This window comes from Paenibacillus lupini, from assembly GCF_011761355.1.
GTDB classification, from domain to species: domain Bacteria; phylum Bacillota; class Bacilli; order Paenibacillales; family Paenibacillaceae; genus Pristimantibacillus; species Pristimantibacillus lupini.
Genome location: NZ_JAASRW010000006.1, coordinates 415754 through 434341 on the forward strand (window position 1 = coordinate 415754; position 18588 = coordinate 434341).

Annotated in this window: 14 protein-coding genes; 6 read left to right on the forward strand and 8 right to left on the reverse strand. The window is 48.0% G+C overall.

Going from position 1 to position 18588, the window contains the following annotated elements:
- Positions 1-7: 7 nt before the first annotated feature.
- Complete coding sequence (trpB, locus tag FHS17_RS20970; RefSeq protein ID WP_167280390.1) at positions 8-1171, forward strand: tryptophan synthase subunit beta; 1164 nt, start codon at positions 8-10, stop codon at positions 1169-1171.
- Between the two features lie 176 nt (positions 1172-1347).
- Entirely contained in the window at positions 1348-2706 is a 1359-nt protein-coding gene (locus FHS17_RS20975; protein ID WP_167280391.1) for a dipeptidase, read from the forward strand.
- 342 nt (positions 2707-3048) lie between these two features.
- Here the strand turns inward: FHS17_RS20975 and FHS17_RS20980 are convergent, their stop codons facing one another.
- Both FHS17_RS20980 and FHS17_RS20985 read right to left on the reverse strand, forming a co-directional pair.
- Complete coding sequence (locus FHS17_RS20980; RefSeq protein WP_167280392.1) at positions 3049-3450, reverse strand: hypothetical protein; 402 nt, start codon at positions 3448-3450, stop codon at positions 3049-3051.
- A gap of 136 nt (positions 3451-3586) precedes the next feature.
- A complete protein-coding gene (locus tag FHS17_RS20985) occupies positions 3587-4435 on the reverse strand; it encodes a MetQ/NlpA family ABC transporter substrate-binding protein (protein WP_167280393.1) in 849 nt (282 codons plus the stop codon).
- A gap of 202 nt (positions 4436-4637) precedes the next feature.
- Between FHS17_RS20985 and glsA the strand changes: the two genes are divergently transcribed.
- Positions 4638-5585 carry a glutaminase A gene (gene glsA, locus FHS17_RS20990; protein ID WP_167280394.1) on the forward strand — a complete coding sequence of 316 codons (948 nt, stop codon included), beginning with the start codon at positions 4638-4640 and terminating at the stop codon, positions 5583-5585.
- 62 nt (positions 5586-5647) lie between these two features.
- Here glsA and FHS17_RS20995 read toward each other — a convergent pair whose 3' ends face one another.
- Both FHS17_RS20995 and FHS17_RS21000 read right to left on the reverse strand, forming a co-directional pair.
- On the reverse strand, positions 5648-6439 hold the full coding sequence (locus FHS17_RS20995) for an HNH endonuclease (protein WP_167280572.1): 792 nt from the start codon (positions 6437-6439) through the stop codon (positions 5648-5650).
- Positions 6440-6501: 62 nt separating this feature from the next.
- Positions 6502-7458 (reverse strand): 3'-5' exoribonuclease YhaM family protein, encoded by a 957-nt coding sequence (locus tag FHS17_RS21000; RefSeq protein WP_167280395.1) that lies wholly within the window; start codon positions 7456-7458, stop codon positions 6502-6504.
- 366 nt (positions 7459-7824) lie between these two features.
- Between FHS17_RS21000 and FHS17_RS21005 the strand changes: the two genes are divergently transcribed.
- Complete coding sequence (locus tag FHS17_RS21005) at positions 7825-9384, forward strand: IS1182 family transposase (RefSeq protein WP_167280396.1); 1560 nt, start codon at positions 7825-7827, stop codon at positions 9382-9384.
- Positions 9385-9473: 89 nt separating this feature from the next.
- Here FHS17_RS21005 and FHS17_RS21010 read toward each other — a convergent pair whose 3' ends face one another.
- From FHS17_RS21010 to FHS17_RS21025, 4 genes are all read right to left on the reverse strand, one after another.
- Positions 9474-10199, reverse strand: a complete 726-nt coding sequence (locus FHS17_RS21010) for an S-layer homology domain-containing protein (protein ID WP_167280397.1) — start codon at positions 10197-10199, stop codon at positions 9474-9476.
- An 83-nt stretch (positions 10200-10282) separates the two neighbouring features.
- Entirely contained in the window at positions 10283-11491 is a 1209-nt protein-coding gene (locus FHS17_RS21015; RefSeq protein ID WP_243865467.1) for an MFS transporter, read from the reverse strand.
- A 27-nt stretch (positions 11492-11518) separates the two neighbouring features.
- On the reverse strand, positions 11519-12646 hold the full coding sequence (locus FHS17_RS21020; RefSeq protein WP_167280399.1) for a Gfo/Idh/MocA family protein: 1128 nt from the start codon (positions 12644-12646) through the stop codon (positions 11519-11521).
- Entirely contained in the window at positions 12646-13464 is an 819-nt protein-coding gene (locus tag FHS17_RS21025; protein WP_167280400.1) for a TIM barrel protein, read from the reverse strand. Before FHS17_RS21025 ends, FHS17_RS21020 begins: the two co-directional genes overlap by 1 nt.
- A 370-nt stretch (positions 13465-13834) precedes the next feature.
- Here FHS17_RS21025 and FHS17_RS21030 point away from each other — a divergent pair, with 370 nt between their 5' ends.
- Positions 13835-16714, forward strand: a complete 2880-nt coding sequence (locus FHS17_RS21030) for a 2-oxoglutarate dehydrogenase E1 component (protein WP_167280401.1) — start codon at positions 13835-13837, stop codon at positions 16712-16714.
- 6 nt (positions 16715-16720) lie between these two features.
- Positions 16721-17962: a 2-oxoglutarate dehydrogenase complex dihydrolipoyllysine-residue succinyltransferase gene (gene odhB / locus FHS17_RS21035; protein ID WP_167280402.1), complete on the forward strand. Its 1242-nt coding sequence runs from the start codon at positions 16721-16723 to the stop codon at positions 17960-17962.
- The last annotated feature ends 626 nt before the right edge of the window (positions 17963-18588 follow it).

Sequence of the window (18588 nt, forward strand, 5' to 3'; positions counted from 1 at the left end):
TTCAAAGATGAGTCAAGAACAAGTGGCTGAAGGATATTTTGGAGAGTTTGGGGGCAGCTTTGTTCCACCTGAGCTGAAAGAAGTACTAGACTATTTAAGTACGCAGTTCAACAAGTTTAAGGACGACCCAGAATTTAAAGAAGAACTCGAATACTACCTCAAAGAATATGTTGGCCGCGAGAATCCGCTGACTTACGCCGAACAATTAACGGACGCTTGGGGCGGAGCGAAAATCTACCTGAAGCGCGAAGACCTGAACCATACCGGTGCACATAAAATCAACAACGTTGTTGGGCAAATTTTGCTTGCTAAACGTATGGGTGCCAAACGTGTGATTGCCGAGACTGGAGCTGGCCAGCATGGTGTTGCAACGGCAACGGCTTGCGCCATGTTCAACATGGACTGCGTCATCTACATGGGTGCAGAAGATACTCGCCGCCAAGCGCTGAACGTATTCCGTATGGAGCTGCTTGGAGCAACCGTTATACCTGTAGACAAAGGCCAAGGCCGCTTGAAGGATGCAGTAGACGAAGCGCTGAATGATCTCGTTGAAAACTATAAAAATACATTCTATCTCCTTGGCTCGGCCGTAGGACCACATCCTTTCCCTACGATGGTTAAGCATTTCCAATCGATTATTAGTGAAGAATCGAAGCGTCAGATTTTGGCCAAAGAGGGTCGTCTCCCTGACGCCGTTATCGCCTGCGCAGGCGGCGGAAGCAATGCCATTGGCGCATTTGCTCATTACATAGATGAACCATCCGTACGCCTCATTGGTGTTGAACCGGATCAAGCTCCAACGTTGACTGAAGGCGTGCCGGGCATTATCCACGGCTTCAAGTGCCTCGTTCTGCTTGATGAAGAAGGTAATCCAAGAAAAACATACTCCATCGCTGCTGGACTCGACTATCCAGGTATTGGACCGGAGCACAGCCATCTGAAAGTTAGCGGACGTGCAGAATACGTAACAATCAGCAATGAAGAAGTACTCGCAGCATTCCAGGAACTGTCCCGTACAGAAGGCATTATCCCAGCGCTCGAAAGCGCACATGCAGTTGCTCATGCGAAAAAGCTTGCGCCTACGATGACCAAGGATCAGATCATCATTGTCAATTTATCCGGCCGCGGCGACAAAGACGTTGAGCAAGTGTTCCACATGCTGAATAGATAAGATGGATCGTATAGCAGCTTCTGCCCATCGGCAGGGCTGCTTTTTTTTGGCTGCCGTGAAGCGTATACTGTAACTAAGCTTTAGTTATTGAGACCATGCTTACGAAGCATGAATCATTACGATTGGCCTCTATAAGGCCAATTGGGTAACAATTCATTTAAGGAGGTACATATCGCATGAGTTATGAATCGTATTTTAAAGAATTAAGAGAACAGCAGCTGGGGGAGCTTAAAGAGTTTTTAACTATTCCGAGCATTTCAGCACTGTCTGAGCATAAGCAGGACATGATCAAAGCCGCTGAGTGGGTGGCTGGCAAGCTTGAGCAAGCTGGACTCGACAACGTGAAAATTCATCAAACAGCCGGACATCCAATCGTTTATGCCGAGCATCTGCATGCTCCTGGCAAACCAACTGTATTAATTTACGGCCACTACGATGTGCAGCCGGTTGATCCACTCAACTTGTGGGAGACGCCGCCATTTGAGCCAACGGAACGCAACGGTAAGCTGTATGCACGTGGAGCAACAGACGATAAAGGTCAGATTTTCCTGCATATCAAGGCGATTGAAGCACTGTTGAAACAGGAGCAACAGCTGCCTGTAAACGTGAAGTTCTGTATCGAAGGCGAAGAGGAAATCTCAAGCCCAAGTCTGTTAACGTTCCTGCAAGAGCAGCAAGATAAGCTGTCAACGGACGCTGTACTGATCTCGGATACTTCTCTCATTGAAAAAGGTAAGCCGGCCATCTCCATTGGCCTGCGTGGACTGTGCTCGCTGGAGCTGACCATCAACGCTTCGAATACAGACCTTCATTCTGGCACTTATGGCGGCGGCGTTCCGAATGCGCTTCATGCTATGGTTGAGCTTCTTGCTTCTCTTCATGATAAGCAGGGTCGTATTACGGTTGAAGGCTTCTATGAAGGCGTGCCTGAATTGACGCCTGATATGCGGGCAGAATTCGAGAAGCAGAACTTCAATGAAGAACAGCTCAAGCAAACGCTTGGCCTTAGCACCACATATGGTGAAGAAGGCTACTCCTTTGTGGAACGTACTGGCGCCCGTCCAACCCTTGAATTGAACGGCGTATACGGCGGCTTCCAAGGCGAAGGCACAAAGACAGTAATCCCGAAAGAAGCACATGCCAAAATCACCTGCCGCCTTGTTGGACAGCAGGATCCACAGGTTACTCTTGATCGCATCATTGCGCATCTTCATGCCAATGTTCAGCCAGGTGTAACGTTGAAAGTGAAGCCAGGCGAAAAAGCCCGCGCCTTCGATATGGATCCATCCATTCCGCTTCTCCAAACAGCTGCGGATGCGTATGAAGCTGTCTACGGCACTCGTGCACTCTTCACAAAAGACGGCGGCTCGATTCCAATTGTGGAGACGTTCTCCCGTCTTCTGTCTGCACCTGTTATTATGATGGGCTTTGGTCTGCCGGATGAGAACCTCCATGCTCCTAACGAACACTTTAATCTGGAGAACTTTGATAAAGGGTTGCTCACGATTGTCGAGTTCTTGAAAAGAGTTGGCTAGGGATTATTGATAAACGTTGGTTGAGGGATGTATCTCCTTCCGGCCCACACTCAACGAGATTTCACATATACTGCTCCTACTAAAATGAAATGCCGCCCCATTAATCAATGGGACGGCATTTTTATTAAGGCGAGCATGCTTAACAATGCACCATATCGTTAAGCTGGCTAAAACCAAGTATAAGCTGTACCTTGACGATGTGCTACATCGTTAAGGCCTGTCCAAACTAGGCTATTCGAGCCTAAAATGAGCTAAATCCTTGTTCTTTACGATGTGCGGCAACGTTAAGCATACTTATAAATCACTTTAAATGGGTCTTAACGATGTGCGATATCGCTAAGGCTATTTCAACTTCTTAATCGCTGCCCATTCTTCTTCCGTATAGCTGAAAGATACAAACATCGCGTTATGTACATACATAGCAGTTTCCTTCATCCCGTAGGTGAGATCTTTGGACTGCTCCTCCTGGAATTGCTCCAGCCCTTTCTTCCTTTCATCATCAGATGTATATAGATAAACTTTGAGTCCTTCTTCTCGTAAATCTTCATCTGTATGCAGAATTAAAGCAGGAGCGGTGCCATTATACACAACACTCTTTTTCACCTCAGAGGGGCCAAGTTGTTCCGTGTATTTCACGCCAGCTTTAGTAAAGGATGATTCAATATCGTTTATCGTGAGGTTATGGGATTCTGAACAACCTGACAAGAGAAAGAGCAAACCTATTGCACCATTCGAGTATCTCACCAACAATCATCTCCCAGCCCACTAACATCAGCTTCTTTGATGAGCAATGACGACTGTTGAATAGAGCTTGTTGCATCTTTTACAAAACAAACAAAAATGGCGTACAAATTGATCATCAATTCGTACGCCATTCCATTTATTCAAATGCTGGCAATGCAATATCGCTGTAGTTGTCTTCGAGGAATTTCTTCACCTCTGGACCAGTCATACGTTCAGCAAGCTTCTGGATCGGAGCAGAATCCACATTGTCTTCACGTGCTACCAACGTGATGACGAAGTCGGAGTCTTTACCTTCCGTAATAAGCGCATCATTCTTTGGTGTAAGCCCCAGCGGCTTCGCGTATGCCGGAGTCATGAGGACCATATCGACATCTTCGATAACACGGGCCAACATGAGCAGATCGACTTCCTGGAACTTATACTTATGCGAATTCTCAACAATGTCGGCCTGTGTTGCTTTGATGCCAACGCCTTCTTTCAGCTTAAGCAAGCCGTTGTTCTCCAGCATAACAAGCGAGCGTCCGATATTGGACGGGTCGTTTGCAATCGCGATTGTTGCACCTTCTGGAAGCTCCTCGATTTTTTTATACTTTTTCGAATAGCCGCCATATACCGCATTATAGATCGCTTTGACCGGCACCAGCGTGCCTTTGTTTGTAGCGTTGAAATCATTCATATACGGAACATGCTGGAAGAAGTTCGCGTCTACCTCTTTATGTTGAAGGGCTGTGTTTGGCTGAACGTTATCCGACAGCGTCACAATCTCCAGGTTAATACCGTCTTCTTTCAGTAAAGGCTTCACCAGCTCCAGGATTTCACTCATCGGCGGAATAAGCACCGCTACCTTCAGGTTTACTTCCTGCCCATCTTTTCCTTCGTTTGCTGCTTGATTGTTCTGCTTGTCAGCATTATTATTTTGACCGCATCCTGCGATAATCGCCACAAGAAGTGCGAGCATGACGAGCCCTGTTAGTTTCTTTCTCACTTTCCATTCCTCCCGCTTTATCTATCCGGCTAGCTTATTATCTCTCTATGCCAAAATTGGCAGTCAGCAGCCCGTAAAACCATAGTCTAAGCGAGTCCAAATCATAAATCAATCTAGAGATTCGCTCGCACTGTTCGCAATTTGGAATATGAAATATAATTGAAAGAAAATGATTTGCACAACAGATTGGAGAAGAGCGGCCATGTCATTTACCGAGCAAGAAAAAGAAATATTAAACCGCCAGCTCCCGGCTTGGGTCGAGGCGAGCAAAGTACGTTCATCCTACGGCAAGACGGCCTCTTATATTCCTGAGCTGGCGAAAGCCCCTCAAAACGCGCTTGGTATCCATCTGATCGATACAACGGGCAATACCATTTCGAGTGGTGACTGCAGCCTTTCTTTTACAATGCAAAGTATTTCCAAAGTGTTCACGCTTATCCTCGCATTGATGGACAATGGGGAAAAAGCGGTGTTCGAGAAGGTCGGCATGGAGCCAACTGGTGATAACTTTAATTCGATGCTGAAGCTGGAGCTTGTCCGGCCTGGAATCCCGTTCAACCCGCTGATTAACGCCGGTGCTATCGCCATCTCATCTTTGATTCATGGCCAGAATGCTGCGGAGAAAACTTCACGAATTCTCTCGTTCTTCCAATCACTCGCAGGCAATGATACATTGACCTATGATATGGAGGTTTATCGGTCGGAATCGGATACGGCAAACTTGAACCGATCGATGGCTTATCTGCTGAAGGATAACGGGGTTCTGGAAGGGCAAGTCGAAGAGGTGCTGGATGTTTATTTCCATCATTGTTCTATACAAGTGAATTGCAGTGATCTTGCGCGTATGGCCCTTGTGCTGGCGAACAACGGAATAGACCCCATCACAGGAGCCTCCCTTATTCCGCGCCGTTATGTACAGATTGCGAAGACGTTTATGGTTACATGTGGGATGTACAATGCATCAGGCGAATTTGCGATTCAAGTCGGTCTGCCAGCTAAAAGCGGGGTTTCTGGCGGGATCCTCACCATGGTGCCAGGTCGATTTGGTATTGGTGTCATTGGCCCAGCTTTAAACACCAAGGGCAACAGTATTGCAGGCGTCCATCTACTCGAGACGCTCTCTCGTGAGATGGATTGGAGCTTATTCTAGGAACGCAGAACAGGGAGTACGGAACGAAGTCAATCCTTCGGTTTCCGTACTCCCTGTTTCTTTTACAGATCACGCATAAATTCCTCAATATCTTTATCTGCTTTGGACTGATTGCAATCATTACACGCACATACACAATTGTCCGGTGTTGTATGGCCGCCCTTTGCTCTCGGCAGCATATGGTCAATTGTATCGCCGTATTGTCCGCAAAAATGACAGGTGTAATTGTCCCTCGTTAAGATAAAGCTTCGGAAATCCTTGTTGCTGAACAAGCGCCGGATCGTTGTCCGGTTTACAATAACAGCGGCCCGCTCCTTAACAAGCGTAACGGCTAATTCCAGCTCAATCTCCTGATGCCAGCGCCGCCCTTTATCTGTCTTCCCGCGCATCCAGACCGTTCCTTTACGTGTTGTTCTCAATAGACTAACGTCTGATGGAGAATGGTTCGCCGGCAAAGGACGGGGGCGGGGTTTCAAGATATTGGCTCCACCCCTAGGCGAAGTTTTTGGCCTCGGACGTTTAGGCGCAGTTGCAGTTGGAGCTGCAGGTGCAAGTGGTATAACAGCCGTCCCCAAATCAGGTACGGTGAGAGGAGCAGCTTGGCTAACTGGTTTTGCAGCTTCAGCCTCAGATACCAGCGAGTGCTCTATCTGATTATTAGGCGGCAAGGCAGATTCCGCATGCGATATCGTCGCAGCCGGAAATCTGCTAATATGTTTACGGCAGGATCGGCAAGAGCCACGCCGCGAGCCTGTTCCGGAACGTCTGCCCGTTCGGCGCAGGAAGTCCGTTACCGGCTTTTGCTCCATACAATGCACGCATTGCTTATATCGGATTTGTTCGTTATCGGTCATCGGCTGTACCGGTGCTATCACCGGTGTTTCACCCCATTACCTGTTTATAATAATACGGGTACTTACAGTTTCATCCGATAGACTGGCTTATTCTCCAGTCCACGTATAACAGGGGTCCACAGTTCACTTTCCGGTGTCGTCAGCAGAGCATCCTCTACCATTTGCAGCTTGGCATCCATGGCATCAATATGATGCAGTGCTACCGCCTCGGCCGTCTGCGGCTGAACGGGGCTTCCCCACTCTCCCAGATTATGATGAGACAGCACCATATGCTGCAGCCCGAGCACTTTCTCCGACTGTAAATTTATATCGCAGCGAATTGCTGCCTCCGTAATCCATGTCGAAGCAAGCGAAATATGTCCCATCAGCTTACCCGAAAGGCTGTAGTCGGATACGATGCCAAGCTGCGCGATCATCTCCTCCGGCTTTGCAATATCATGAAGAATAATACCCGCCTTAAGCAGATCAGCATTTAGAAACGGCCGCTGCTTACATAGGAACTCCCCAATCTCCAGCATTCTCGCCATATGATAGGCTAGACCGGCAAAATACGCATGATGATGCGTCTTCGCTGCTGGGTAATGCGTCAGCTTCTCTTCGACCTTAGCTACACAATAGTCCACTATGGTTTTAATCTCAGAATCCTGTATACTGTCTTTCGCTTGATTAATCGTATCAATGAGTTCATTAGAAGCAACGGGTGCCGAGCGGATGAAATCCGTCAACGTAACACCGTCTTCTGGTGCTGCAGGACGCATCCTTGAGATCTTAATTTGCAGCTTCTCCCGATATAAATGGACATTACCCTGAACTTTAACAAGCCCCATCGGGAAGAAGGTTTCTTTATCCTGCTGTGAGACATCCCAGAACTTTGCCCCTAGCTGCCCGCTGGAATCCCCTAGTACGATATCGAAATAATCCTTAGGTGTCGTTGCATTAGTCTGCTTTACATCCAGCTCCTTCAACAAATAGAAGCCGGTAAAATCATCTTGATTACGAAGATCTTTAATTTGCGTCATTCGTGTTCCTCTCTCCAACTGTTCATGATGCTCCTATTATACTATGAAAGCATGCATTGCGGAGCGACAAAAGAAGGGGGTGTCCCATAAGTCATGAAAATGACGATGGGACACCCCTTTTTTATCTAGGCTAAACAGCAGTCTGCGCATTTAAATGTTCTTCCAATCGCCATTGCTCGGGGATTCCCTGAATCAACGAGGTAAGGTTGGAATCCCCTCACAAAAGCGACCGCTGACGCTTCTCCAGAATCATTTAATTGCTCCGTCTACTCTTAACCTGTTCATGAAATGCTCAAACAAAAAGAAGCCAACCCTTGTTAAAATGGAGGTACCACCCAACCATTCTAAGTAAAGAGAGGCTTCTTTATGTACAAAGAATATACCATGGATCAGTTATTCTTGCCAATGGACTTGCAAGAAGATATCCCCGAAAATCATCTCGTTCGCGTCATCAATGACGCGGTCAATCGCTTAGATCTGAATCTCTTCACCAAAGCTTATCCCGGAGGTGGCCGGGACAGCTACCACCCCAAAATGCTTCTAAAGGTTATCATCTATGCTTACACACAGCGCATTTACTCGTCTCGCCAAATCGCAAAAGCGGTACGCGAAAACATCATGTTCATGTGGCTGGCCGCCAGACAGCGCCCAGACTTCCGAACCATTAACCGCTTCCGCTCTGAACGCATGAAAGACGTGCTGGAGACCGTCTTTACAGCTGTTCTTCAGTTTCTCATTGAAGAAAACTACGTCAAGCTCGACCATTACTTCGTGGATGGAACGAAGATCGAAGCGAATGCCAATCGCTACACGTTTGTGTGGGGCAAGGCTGTCGTCAAACAGAAGATGAAGCTACAAGAAAGAGTTCAGACCCTGTTCACTGCCATCGAGGAGGCTGAGAAACAGGAAGACCAAACTCTGAATAACTTGGACCTCCCGAAGCTCAGAGAGGCTTCCACCATCACAAGCGAAAAGTTAGAACAGGCAGTTCATCAACTTGAAAATAAGCTTCAAGAAAAGCCAAAGAACAAACCGCTAAAGAAAGCCGTTCGCCTTGTCCGGAAAGACCTTCTGCCACGCCTGCAGAAATATGAAAATCAGCAGGAAACACTCGGAAACCGCAACAGTTTCAGTAAAACCGACCCCGATGCAACATTTATGCGCATGAAAGAAGATCATATGCGTAATGGCCAGTTGAAACCAGGCTATAACGTACAGATCGGAACAGAGGATCAGTTCATTCTTAGCTACAGCCTTCACCAACGCCCAACAGATACGCGTTGCCTCAAGCCGCACCTCGATCAAGTGAAGGCTTCGCTTGGTCAATTGCCGGGAACCATCATCGCGGATGCAGGTTATGGGAGTGAAGAAAACTATGCTTACCTGGAGTCTGAGGAACAACGGGCACTAGTGAAATATAATACCTACCACAAAGAAAACACCAAAGCATGGCAACAAGACATTAGCAAATTCGAGAATTGGTTGTACGACGAGCAGGAAGACACGTGGACATGTGCAGCAGGACAGAAACTCCTATTCCGTTATGAAAGCAGAAGTAACACGGAAAGTGGGTATGAAATCAATACTCGCCATTATCGTAGCTTTTCATGTGAAGGCTGCCCATTGAAAGAACAATGCACGAAGGCACAAGGCGACCGTGAAATAAAGGTCAGTATGGAATATCTTCGCCTTAAACGACAAGCTCGGGAGCAATTAAAGAGTGAAGATGGACATGCCTTATCGGTTCGACGCATGCACGAACCGGAGAGTGTGTTTGGGCAAATAAAGAATAACCGAGGATTCCGTCGGTTCCTGCTTCGAGGCTTGCCGAAAGTCAGCCTAGAGGTCGGGTGGCTTTCGCTTGCCCACAATTTGCTAAAGAAAGCAGCAAGAGATCTAAAAACAAAAATAGCAGTGCAGGGATAGCCCTTGCACTGCTATTATTTATTAAAATCACACTGATGCGAGCCGGTTCTCCAGCGAGCGAACCCCTTTTGAGACGGCCCCTTTCATATTTATTGTAAAGCTTCCGGAGTTGCTGAAGCTTCTGGTGTATTTGGAGCTTCAGGAGTCTCAGGGTCAACCTGACCGTTATCCTTATGCGTCTCAACAAACTGATGCGCATCGTACAGCATTGCTGCCGCTTCTCCACGATCTACAATCTCCTGCGGATGGAAGTTACCTTCCTCATCAAGCTTTGCAATCTTATACAGCAGCGCACGCTGAATCGTCCCCTGATAATCTACCGTAATTTCCTTCTCATCCAGAATGTTAATGTACATCTTAATGAGCGGATATTGGCCGGTCTTCTCCAGAGCCTGCACCAGATAATGCGTGAACTGCTCACGGGTAAGCGGCTTCGACGGATCGATATCAGCAGGAAGATCCAGTCCGTTATAATGAGCGATTACGAAGCTCTCTGCATACCAAGCATCATTTTTCACGTTTGTGAAGAATCCTTCTGCCGTAGGAGCTTGCTTGAAATCGATAGCAGCAAGACTTAATTGCATGGTCCGAACAATAAGCTCGATCCCTTGCGCACCAATCAGGCTTTCTTCCGGATGGAATTCCGAATTGGATACCCCTTTCACAATTCCAAGCCCTTGTAGAGCCTCGATCTGTGCCCGGCTGCTCGAGTTCGCAATATCCTTGAAGCCTGAATCAGCGGCAAAAGCCTGCCCCGACAAAGACCCGAACAAGACAGCGGCCGAGATTGCCGCAGCGGTTAAACGTTGTTTCATTGTAATTGTCCTCCTTCTGTCTCTAAGCTGAATGTGTAGAGTAATGTTCAGAGATTTGGACGAAGGTACCTCGGAAAATGTTGCTAAAAACTTATTTTTCGATTCGTCTCCTTTGCTGCAGTCATTCTCATATACACATACAACAGAGAAAAACCCGCTATACCAAGCAGCGCCATACCCGTACCTGCCCAATAAATAGTCTCCGGACCTTTCTGTTCAAAAAGGTATCCGCCCAGAAAGCCAGCAGCAATTCCGGACAAACCACCCCAGGTCAATGCATAGACCGCCTGCCCCGATGCACGCAGCTCGGCTGGCACAATAAGTGCTGTCAGCTGCGTGCCAATGTAATAGAAAGCGCCGAAGGTCAAGCAATGCAGCGTCTGGATAAATATAATCTGTACCGCATCGCCCGCTCCCGCCATGAGGAACCAGCGTAATGCATACAACAAGCTTACAAGAATCAGACAGCTGATCATCGTACGTGCATTTTTCGTCAGATAACGGTCCAGCAGCAGAAAGACTGGGATCTCGAAGATCGAGGACAAGAAAGCCGACCATCCAATCAGATCCGTGTGACCACCAAGATCCGCCATATACAGGCCTATGAAGGTTGTGTTCATTGAATTCGGAATCGAAATCAACAGTCCAATAACAAGAAACGCAAGGAATGCCCGGTTTCCCAGCATCCGCCTATAGTTCACTTCAACCGCTGTCTTCGGTGACGCACCTCGCGGTAAAGTAAAAGCGAAGCCTATTGCCACAAGCATCATTAAGCTGTAAACGAGCGACAACCGGTCAATGCCGATCTGCCCGAGGATAGGTCCTGTTATAACCGCTAGTACCGCCCAGCCAAGGGATCCCCAAAGCCGGAAAGCGCCAAACTTATGACGTGTCCCCTCGATACTATTAAGAATTAGGCTGTTGCTCTGCGAGAATAATGGCATTTGGAAAAAGAAAAACGCAATCATACAGCCAAAGATGAGCGTGTAGGAATGAGACAAAAACACAAGCTGCATTACCACTAGATTACCGACCAGCATCATAATGAGAATTAACCGTATATTCCGCGTCCGGTCACTCAGGTAACCCCATAATGGATTCGCAATTAAAGAAACAATGGGTCCACCCGCCATCAACGCTCCGATTTTTAAAGGAGTAATGCCAATGGATTGCAAATAAAGCGCAAAAAATGTACTGTATACGGCTATTGTTCCATAACTAAAAAAATTAAAAGCCTTTATCGAGCGAAAGCTCGTCTTCGCTTCCTTCGTATCGGTATCTCCCTCACTCAAGATGTCCACCGCCATTTTCGTTAAGGTTTACACAGGAATAGCTGTCGAGCTGGAACGAGTCGTTACTTCATCTGCCGTCACTTCACGGCCAAGCTCTTCAGAGAGGTAAATCCCTTCACTGATCAGCATCGTACGCAGAGCAATCGCCGCCGTCGGCAGGAGTGGAACTCGGCCCTGCAGCGCTGCAATCCAGTGATGCTGCGAGGAGTCATAAGCATCTTCATTCTCGCGAATCCGATGCCAGCGTAAATCCATCATGTCGAGATCAATCGTACTGTCCAGATCGATATCACATACCGTGCTGTGATAGCTGAATGGCTGACTGGCTTCTCCCGGCAAGCCATTCGGGAACCGTACGCCACCTTCCGAGCCAAGGATACTGCTTCCCTCAAAGCCTCCCATATGAACCGACCAGGCTTCAATCAAATCCAAAGTGAGACCGCCCTTGAAACGAATGAATCCAGTTGCTAGCTCTTCTACATTAAAGCCGCTGCTTTCTCTTCGTTCCTCCAGCATCGCCATCTCCTGATAGACTTTACCCGAGATCCGTTCAACCTCCGGATTGCCAAGCAAATAAAGAAGTTGAGCAATATGGTAGACCCCCATATCCAGCAAAGCTCCTCCAGCAGCCGTCTCTTTACGGGTGAAAAATGGTGTGCCGTAGCCATCCACATAAGGCCGATTTCTGCGGCGGAAGCCCGTAGATCGTGCATGATACAACCTGCCCAGCTTGCCGGCGTCAATTAATGTTTTGGCTGCTTTCGTATCTTTACCGTACAGTGTAAAGAGCTGAACATGCAGCATTTTACCTGTCTTTTCCGCTGCTTCAACCATTCGTCTGCCGTCCTCGTATGTACCGGCGATTGGTTTCTCGCAATAGACATGTTTGCCGGCTTGGAGCGCAGCAATTGTAACCGGAGCATGGAAGTTATTATGCAAGCATACGTCAACGGCCACGATATCTTCCTGAGCGAGCAGCTGATGGAAGTCTGTATAGCTGTTTGGTATGCCAAATTGCTCTGCCACACGCCTTACTTCTGCTTCATTCACGTCGCAGACCGCAACGATTTCTACACCTGCAATTAGGCAATACTTCTCAATATGCTGCTTACCGATTTGTCCAACACCAATGATCCCAACTTTAACCGTCTCCATTACGCATTGCCCCCTCGGTCCGCTTCGTCTGCAAGCAGCTTCTTCACCATGCCCAGCAGTCTCTCTGTCTCCAGATACTGCCGCTTAGGCGCATTGTATTCGATCCCCCAATACCCTTTGTAGCCAGCATCCTTTAAGGTTGCAATCGTATTCAAAGCATTGCCCGAAACGGCGGTTTGCTCATCAAAATGAGTATGGTAAGCCCATGGTGCAACCAGCTTATCGCCCTCTTCCTGATCCGCTCTCCAGCGCCCAAGATGGACGAGAAAGCCAAAGGCCGGATGATCAACCGCTTCGGCGATCCGCTTCATTTCGCGCGGCAGAAGCGAGGCTCCCATATGATTTTCCGGGCCGATAAGAAAACCGTTGTCTGCAGCAAATTGTGCGAACTCCTGATAAGTCCGGATCGTATATTCGAATTGTTCGTCCGTCATTGTTTCTACGTCATGATAGCTGCCGCCTGTATCGATGCGGACAGTCTTCGCGCCAAGAATAACCGATGCACGGAGATGCACAAGCGCATTCTCATGCAGCTTCTTCCTAACATCGGGATTCGGATCCCATAGATGAGCACCATCAACTGCAAAATTGACAACCGACATTTCCTTCTCATCCAGCGCTTCACGGATTTTGCGGATATAGCTTTCATCTGCAAGCTGATAGATCGGACCTGTATTTCGGTCGATGAAAAACCCGTTCCATAAATCGGCTACGTCCAGCTTATAGCGGTATTTAACCGTTTCCAAATAACCAAATACATCCATCTTGCCTTCCAGGTTCGTGTTGTTAAACGAATAGCCTCCAATTGATACGTTCACGATTCCTCACTCCCGCTGATCAATATGTCCATCCCCTTCCATTATAGTGCTTATAACTGGTGGAATAGGGTTACTTTTTTCCACGAAACGGGGGAAATTTCTATTGGTTCAGCCCAATCGTTCTCGAATCAGAATACAACTTTATTCGAATCGACAGCTTTCCACAGGAAAAAGGTGTTGGATATTGGCGATATGAGCATAATAAGAATGAAAAATGCCGCTCGCAGTGCTGAATCAATCTATATTCAAGATAATAATGATACATATTCGTTATTTAAGTTTTGAGGCATGTTTATACTATAATGAATGTATAAGAAAGTTCTATTTTCCGTCCCTTGAACTTCAAAATCCTAGACGGAGGTATCTGTCGATGTCATCTGGCAATTTGCACAAGCAAGACCCATGGGCTTCCTATTACGGGCCCAATCTTGGATATGTCCAAGAACAATATGAACTTTACAAACAAAACCCTGAATCTGTTATCGCTGAGTATCGTGAGCTGTTCGAACTTCATGGTGAACCGCCTCAATACGCAGGACAAACAGCACCTATCGTTGCAGCACAGTCTTCTGGCGGCGCGGCAATCGATGCGAAAGTTCTTCAAAACCTAGTAGCGGCTGGTAAGCTTGTATGGAACATACGCGCTTTCGGCCATTTAGCTGCGGATATCGATCCACTTGGTATCAGCCCGAAAGTAAGCACCAATATGCTTGAACTTGAAACATACGGCTTAACTCAAGCTGATCTGGCTGCATTGCCTGCTGAGCTTGTGTGGACGAAAGCACCTGCTGATGTTAAGAATGGCTGGGACGCAATCGAAAAACTTCGCAAAGCCTACACGGGTACCATTGCTTATGAGTTCAGCCACGTTCATAACGAAGAAGAACGTGCATGGCTCAAGCAGCGTGTAGAAAAAGAAAATCCATCAAACAAGCTGAGCACAGATGAACGCAAGAAGCTGTTGACGAAGCTGTTCGAAGCTGAACAATTCGAAGATTTCCTGCAGCGCACATTTGTCGGCCAGAAGCGTTTCTCGGTGGAAGGTAATGATGTACTCGTTGCCCTTGTCGATGAAATGGTTCACGAGCTGTCCAATGACGGCGTTAAACATATTTTGATGGGCATGGCGCATCGCGGCCGCTTGAACATTCTGGCGCATGTGCTTGGCAAACCTTACAGCAAAATTTTCTCGGAGTTCCATAACGCATCTAACAAAAAAATGAGCCCATCCGAAGGCTCGATCGGCATCAACTACGGTTGGACCGGCGACGTGAAATATCACCTTGGCGCTAACCGTTCGATCGGAACAGGCGAAACAGTTAAGACCCGCATTTCACTTGCGAACAACCCGAGCCATCTGGAGTTCGTTAACCCGGTTGTCGAAGGCTTCACACGTGCAGCACAAGATGACCGTACAGCAGCAGGTTATCCGAAGCAAAACCTGGATGCCGCTGCTTCGATCATTATGCACGGCGACGCTGCATTCCCTGGTGAAGGCATCGTTGCAGAGACATTGAACTTGTCGCAGCTGAATGGTTACTCGCATGGCGGTACGCTTCATATTATCGTCAACAACAAAATCGGCTTTACAACTGAAAGCCATGATTCCCGTTCAACACATTATGCGAGCGACGTGGCAAAAGGCTATGAGATTCCAATCGTTCACGTAAACGCTGATGACCCGGATGCGGTTATTATGGCGGCTCGTATGGCAAGTGAATACCGTACGAAGTTCAAGAAGGACTTCCTTATTGACCTGATCGGCTACCGTAAATACGGACATAACGAAACAGATGATCCGGAAACAACGCAACCGACCATTTATAAAAAGGTAAAAGCTCATCCAACTGTAAGCCGTGTCTTTATCGACAAGCTTGTAGCTGAGGGCGCAATTACCGAGCAAGAAGCTGAAGGGTTGAAGCAAGAAGTAATCAACCGCCTGAAAGCCGCATACGAGGAAATGAAGAGCCGCGAAGGCCAAGAGCCTGTCCACCAGACACAAGGTTTGCCAAATGAACTGTCAATTGGTGAAGCAGTAGCTCCTGTATCGGTTGAAACGCTTCGCGAAATCAACGCAAACCTGTTGAAATGGCCGGAGAAATTCAACGTTTATCCGAAGCTGCAACGCATCTTGGAACGCCGTGCAACTGCAGTTAACGACGGTGAGAAAATGGATTGGGGCCATGCTGAAACACTTGCTTTCGCTTCGATTCTGGCAGATGGCAAGCCAATTCGCCTCAGCGGTCAAGACGTTGAACGTGCAACATTCGCTCACCGTAACCTTGTCCTGCATGATGCTGAGACTGGCGATACTTTCTGCCCGCTTCATCATCTTCCTGAAGCTAAAGCATCGTTCGCAATTCATAACAGCCCGCTGTCTGAGGCTGCTGTACTTGGCTTCGAATATGGTTACAACGTACACGCTCCGGAAACAATGGTTATCTGGGAAGCACAGTACGGTGACTTCACGAACGTAGCGCAAGTTCTGATTGATCAGTTCATCTCCGCTGGCCGTGCAAAATGGCAGCAAAAATCGAGCCTGATCATGATGCTTCCGCATGGTTACGAAGGTCAAGGACCAGAGCACTCCAGCGCTCGTCTGGAACGCTTCCTGCAGTTGTCCGCTGAAGAAAACTGGACGGTTGTGAACCTGTCCAGCGCAGCGAACTACTTCCACCTGCTTCGCCGCCAAGCTTCGATCACAGAGAGCGATGCTGCTCGTCCGTTGATCATCATGGCACCTAAGAGCTTGATTCGTAACCCGCGTGTTGCTTCGGAAATTTCCGAGCTGAGCAATGGTACGTTCAAGACAGTTGTGGAACAAAAAGGTCTCGGCGCTCATCCTGACCGCGTAGAACGCCTCGTTCTCGCTACAGGCAAGATGGCGATTGATATCGATGAAGCGATTGAGAAGAATGGCGATAAAGAGCTGGATTGGCTGCATGTCGTTCGTGTTGAGCAACTGTATCCGTTCCCTGATAAAGAAATCGCAGCAATCCTTGAACGTATGCCAAATCTGAAAGAAATTGTTTGGGTACAAGAAGAGCCGCAAAACATGGGCTCATGGTTCTACATGGAACCGCGCCTGCGCAAAGTTGCACCAGCTGGTGCAAGCGTAAGCTACATCGGCCGTCCAGAGCGTTCGAGTACAGCAAGCGGCTTCCAACAAGTTCACAGCTTCGAGCAACAGCACATTTTATTGCAAACATTAAAATATAGTCCGTCGTTGACATATAACACTGGGAGGTAAGCTCACGTGCAACAAATTATAGTACCGGCAATGGGTGAATCAATTACAGAGGGCTCGATCTCCAAATGGGTAGTAAAAGTAGGAGACGCTGTTAAACAAGGCGACGTGCTTCTTGAGCTTGAAACAGACAAAGTAAACATTGAAATCAGCGCTGAGCAAGACGGCGTTCTGCAAGAAATTACACGCAACGAAGGCGACACCGTTCAAATCGGTGAAGTTATCGGCACAATCGGAGCTGGCAGCGGCGCTGCTGCTCCGGCACCGGCCGCTCCTGCAGCTGAAGCAGCACCTGCACCAACTGCTGCTCCAGCTACGGCAGTAGCAGTAGCTCCAGCACCTGCGGCTGCACCGGCTGCGGCTCCTGCAGCTACTGGCAGCCAATTGAATGTTTCTCCTGCAGCTCGTAAGCTTGCAAGAGAAAAAGGTATCGACATTAACGAGGCTCAATCGACTCTGGGCCGTGTTGACCTTCGCTCGGCTGCTCCTGCACAAGCAGCAGCACCTGCTCCGGCAGCAAAAGCAGCTCAACCTGAGTTCACATCGAACAAGCCTTACGTTCGTACGAAAATGTCCCGTCGCCGTGCGACAATCGCGAATCGCCTTGTTGAAGCGCAACATACAGCAGCAATGCTGACAACCTTCAACGAAGTTGATATGACTGCGATCATGGATGTTCGTAAACGCCGTAAACAATCGTTCTTCGATAAACATGAAGTAGGTCTTGGTTTCATGTCCTTCTTCACAAAAGCAGTTGTTGGCGCGCTTAAAGAGTTCCCACTCCTTAACGCTGAGATCAACAACGGCGATATCATTGCAAAACAATTCTACGATATCGGTATTGCAGTATCGGCAAAAGAAGGTCTGGTTGTTCCAGTCGTTCGTGATGCTGACCGCATGAGCTTCGCTGAAATCGAGAAACAAATCGTTTCCCTTGCTGGCAAAGCGCGTAACAACTCGCTGTCGCTGGAAGATCTGCAAGGCGGCACGTTCACGATCACAAACGGTGGTACATTTGGTTCCCTTCTGTCCACGCCGATCTTGAACTCGCCGCAAGTTGGTATCCTGGGCATGCACAAAATCCAGCTCCGTCCGGTAGCAATCGACGCTGAGCGCTCGGAAAACCGCCCAATGATGTACATCGCCCTCACTTACGATCACCGTATCGTTGATGGCTCGGAGGCTGTACGCTTCCTGGTAAAAGTAAAAGAAATGCTTGAAGATCCAGAAACCCTTCTTTTGGAGGGCTAATAGAACGGGCTGTACCCTTGGGTACAGCCTGTTTTTTTGTTTCGTTCATCTCACTACGTGGTCTAATATTCTTACGATCGCTGTGCTTTTCGGATTCCCTGATTCAACTTTTTAATGTTGGAATCCGAAAACCAAGGCGAGCGCTCCGCTTCTCCAGAACATTAGTCCACTCCGTTCGACTAAACCAACCAAAAGGGCTATACCCAAGGCTAAAAGCCTGCGGGTATAGCCCTCTTTGTACAACAGGGATCCGTTCCTGGCTGACAGCCCAGGAACGACATTCTCTGGACCAGACTCGCGCGGGCCATATGGGCCTCGATTCTAAACGAAATGCAACAATACATGTAAAAGTCCAGCTGATCAGCTGGAACTCTCAATAAAATGCGAAAATGCAGGTAAATCCAAGCTAAGTATGCCTTCTAGGTGTAAAAGGCGAGATTTACCTGCATTTTTGCATCTGGACGACAGAGTCGCATTACTTTACGAAAATAACCTGCACTTTTGCAGATGATAAATCTTGTTCCTGGCGACAGCCCAGGAACACATAAAAAAGCCTGCTGAAGACACTCAGCAGGCCTAAACTGCCCTCCCCAATAGGGCGAGCAACTTTGGAGCGAAGTAAGTGA

Excerpts from the sequence above, each read along its gene's own strand:
- FHS17_RS21005 (WP_167280396.1), top strand. The coding sequence starts at position 7,825 with ATGTACAAAGAATATACCATGGATCAGTTATTCTTGCCAATGGACTTG.
- FHS17_RS21020 (WP_167280399.1), bottom strand. The coding sequence starts at position 12,646 with ATGGAGACGGTTAAAGTTGGGATCATTGGTGTTGGACAAATCGGTAAG.
- trpB (WP_167280390.1), top strand. The coding sequence starts at position 8 with ATGAGTCAAGAACAAGTGGCTGAAGGATATTTTGGAGAGTTTGGGGGC.
- FHS17_RS20995 (WP_167280572.1), bottom strand. The coding sequence starts at position 6,439 with ATGACCGATAACGAACAAATCCGATATAAGCAATGCGTGCATTGTATG.
- glsA (WP_167280394.1), top strand. The coding sequence starts at position 4,638 with ATGTCATTTACCGAGCAAGAAAAAGAAATATTAAACCGCCAGCTCCCG.
- FHS17_RS20975 (WP_167280391.1), top strand. The coding sequence starts at position 1,348 with ATGAGTTATGAATCGTATTTTAAAGAATTAAGAGAACAGCAGCTGGGG.
- FHS17_RS21010 (WP_167280397.1), bottom strand. The coding sequence starts at position 10,199 with ATGAAACAACGTTTAACCGCTGCGGCAATCTCGGCCGCTGTCTTGTTC.
- FHS17_RS21030 (WP_167280401.1), top strand. The coding sequence starts at position 13,835 with ATGTCATCTGGCAATTTGCACAAGCAAGACCCATGGGCTTCCTATTAC.
- FHS17_RS21000 (WP_167280395.1), bottom strand. The coding sequence starts at position 7,458 with ATGACGCAAATTAAAGATCTTCGTAATCAAGATGATTTTACCGGCTTC.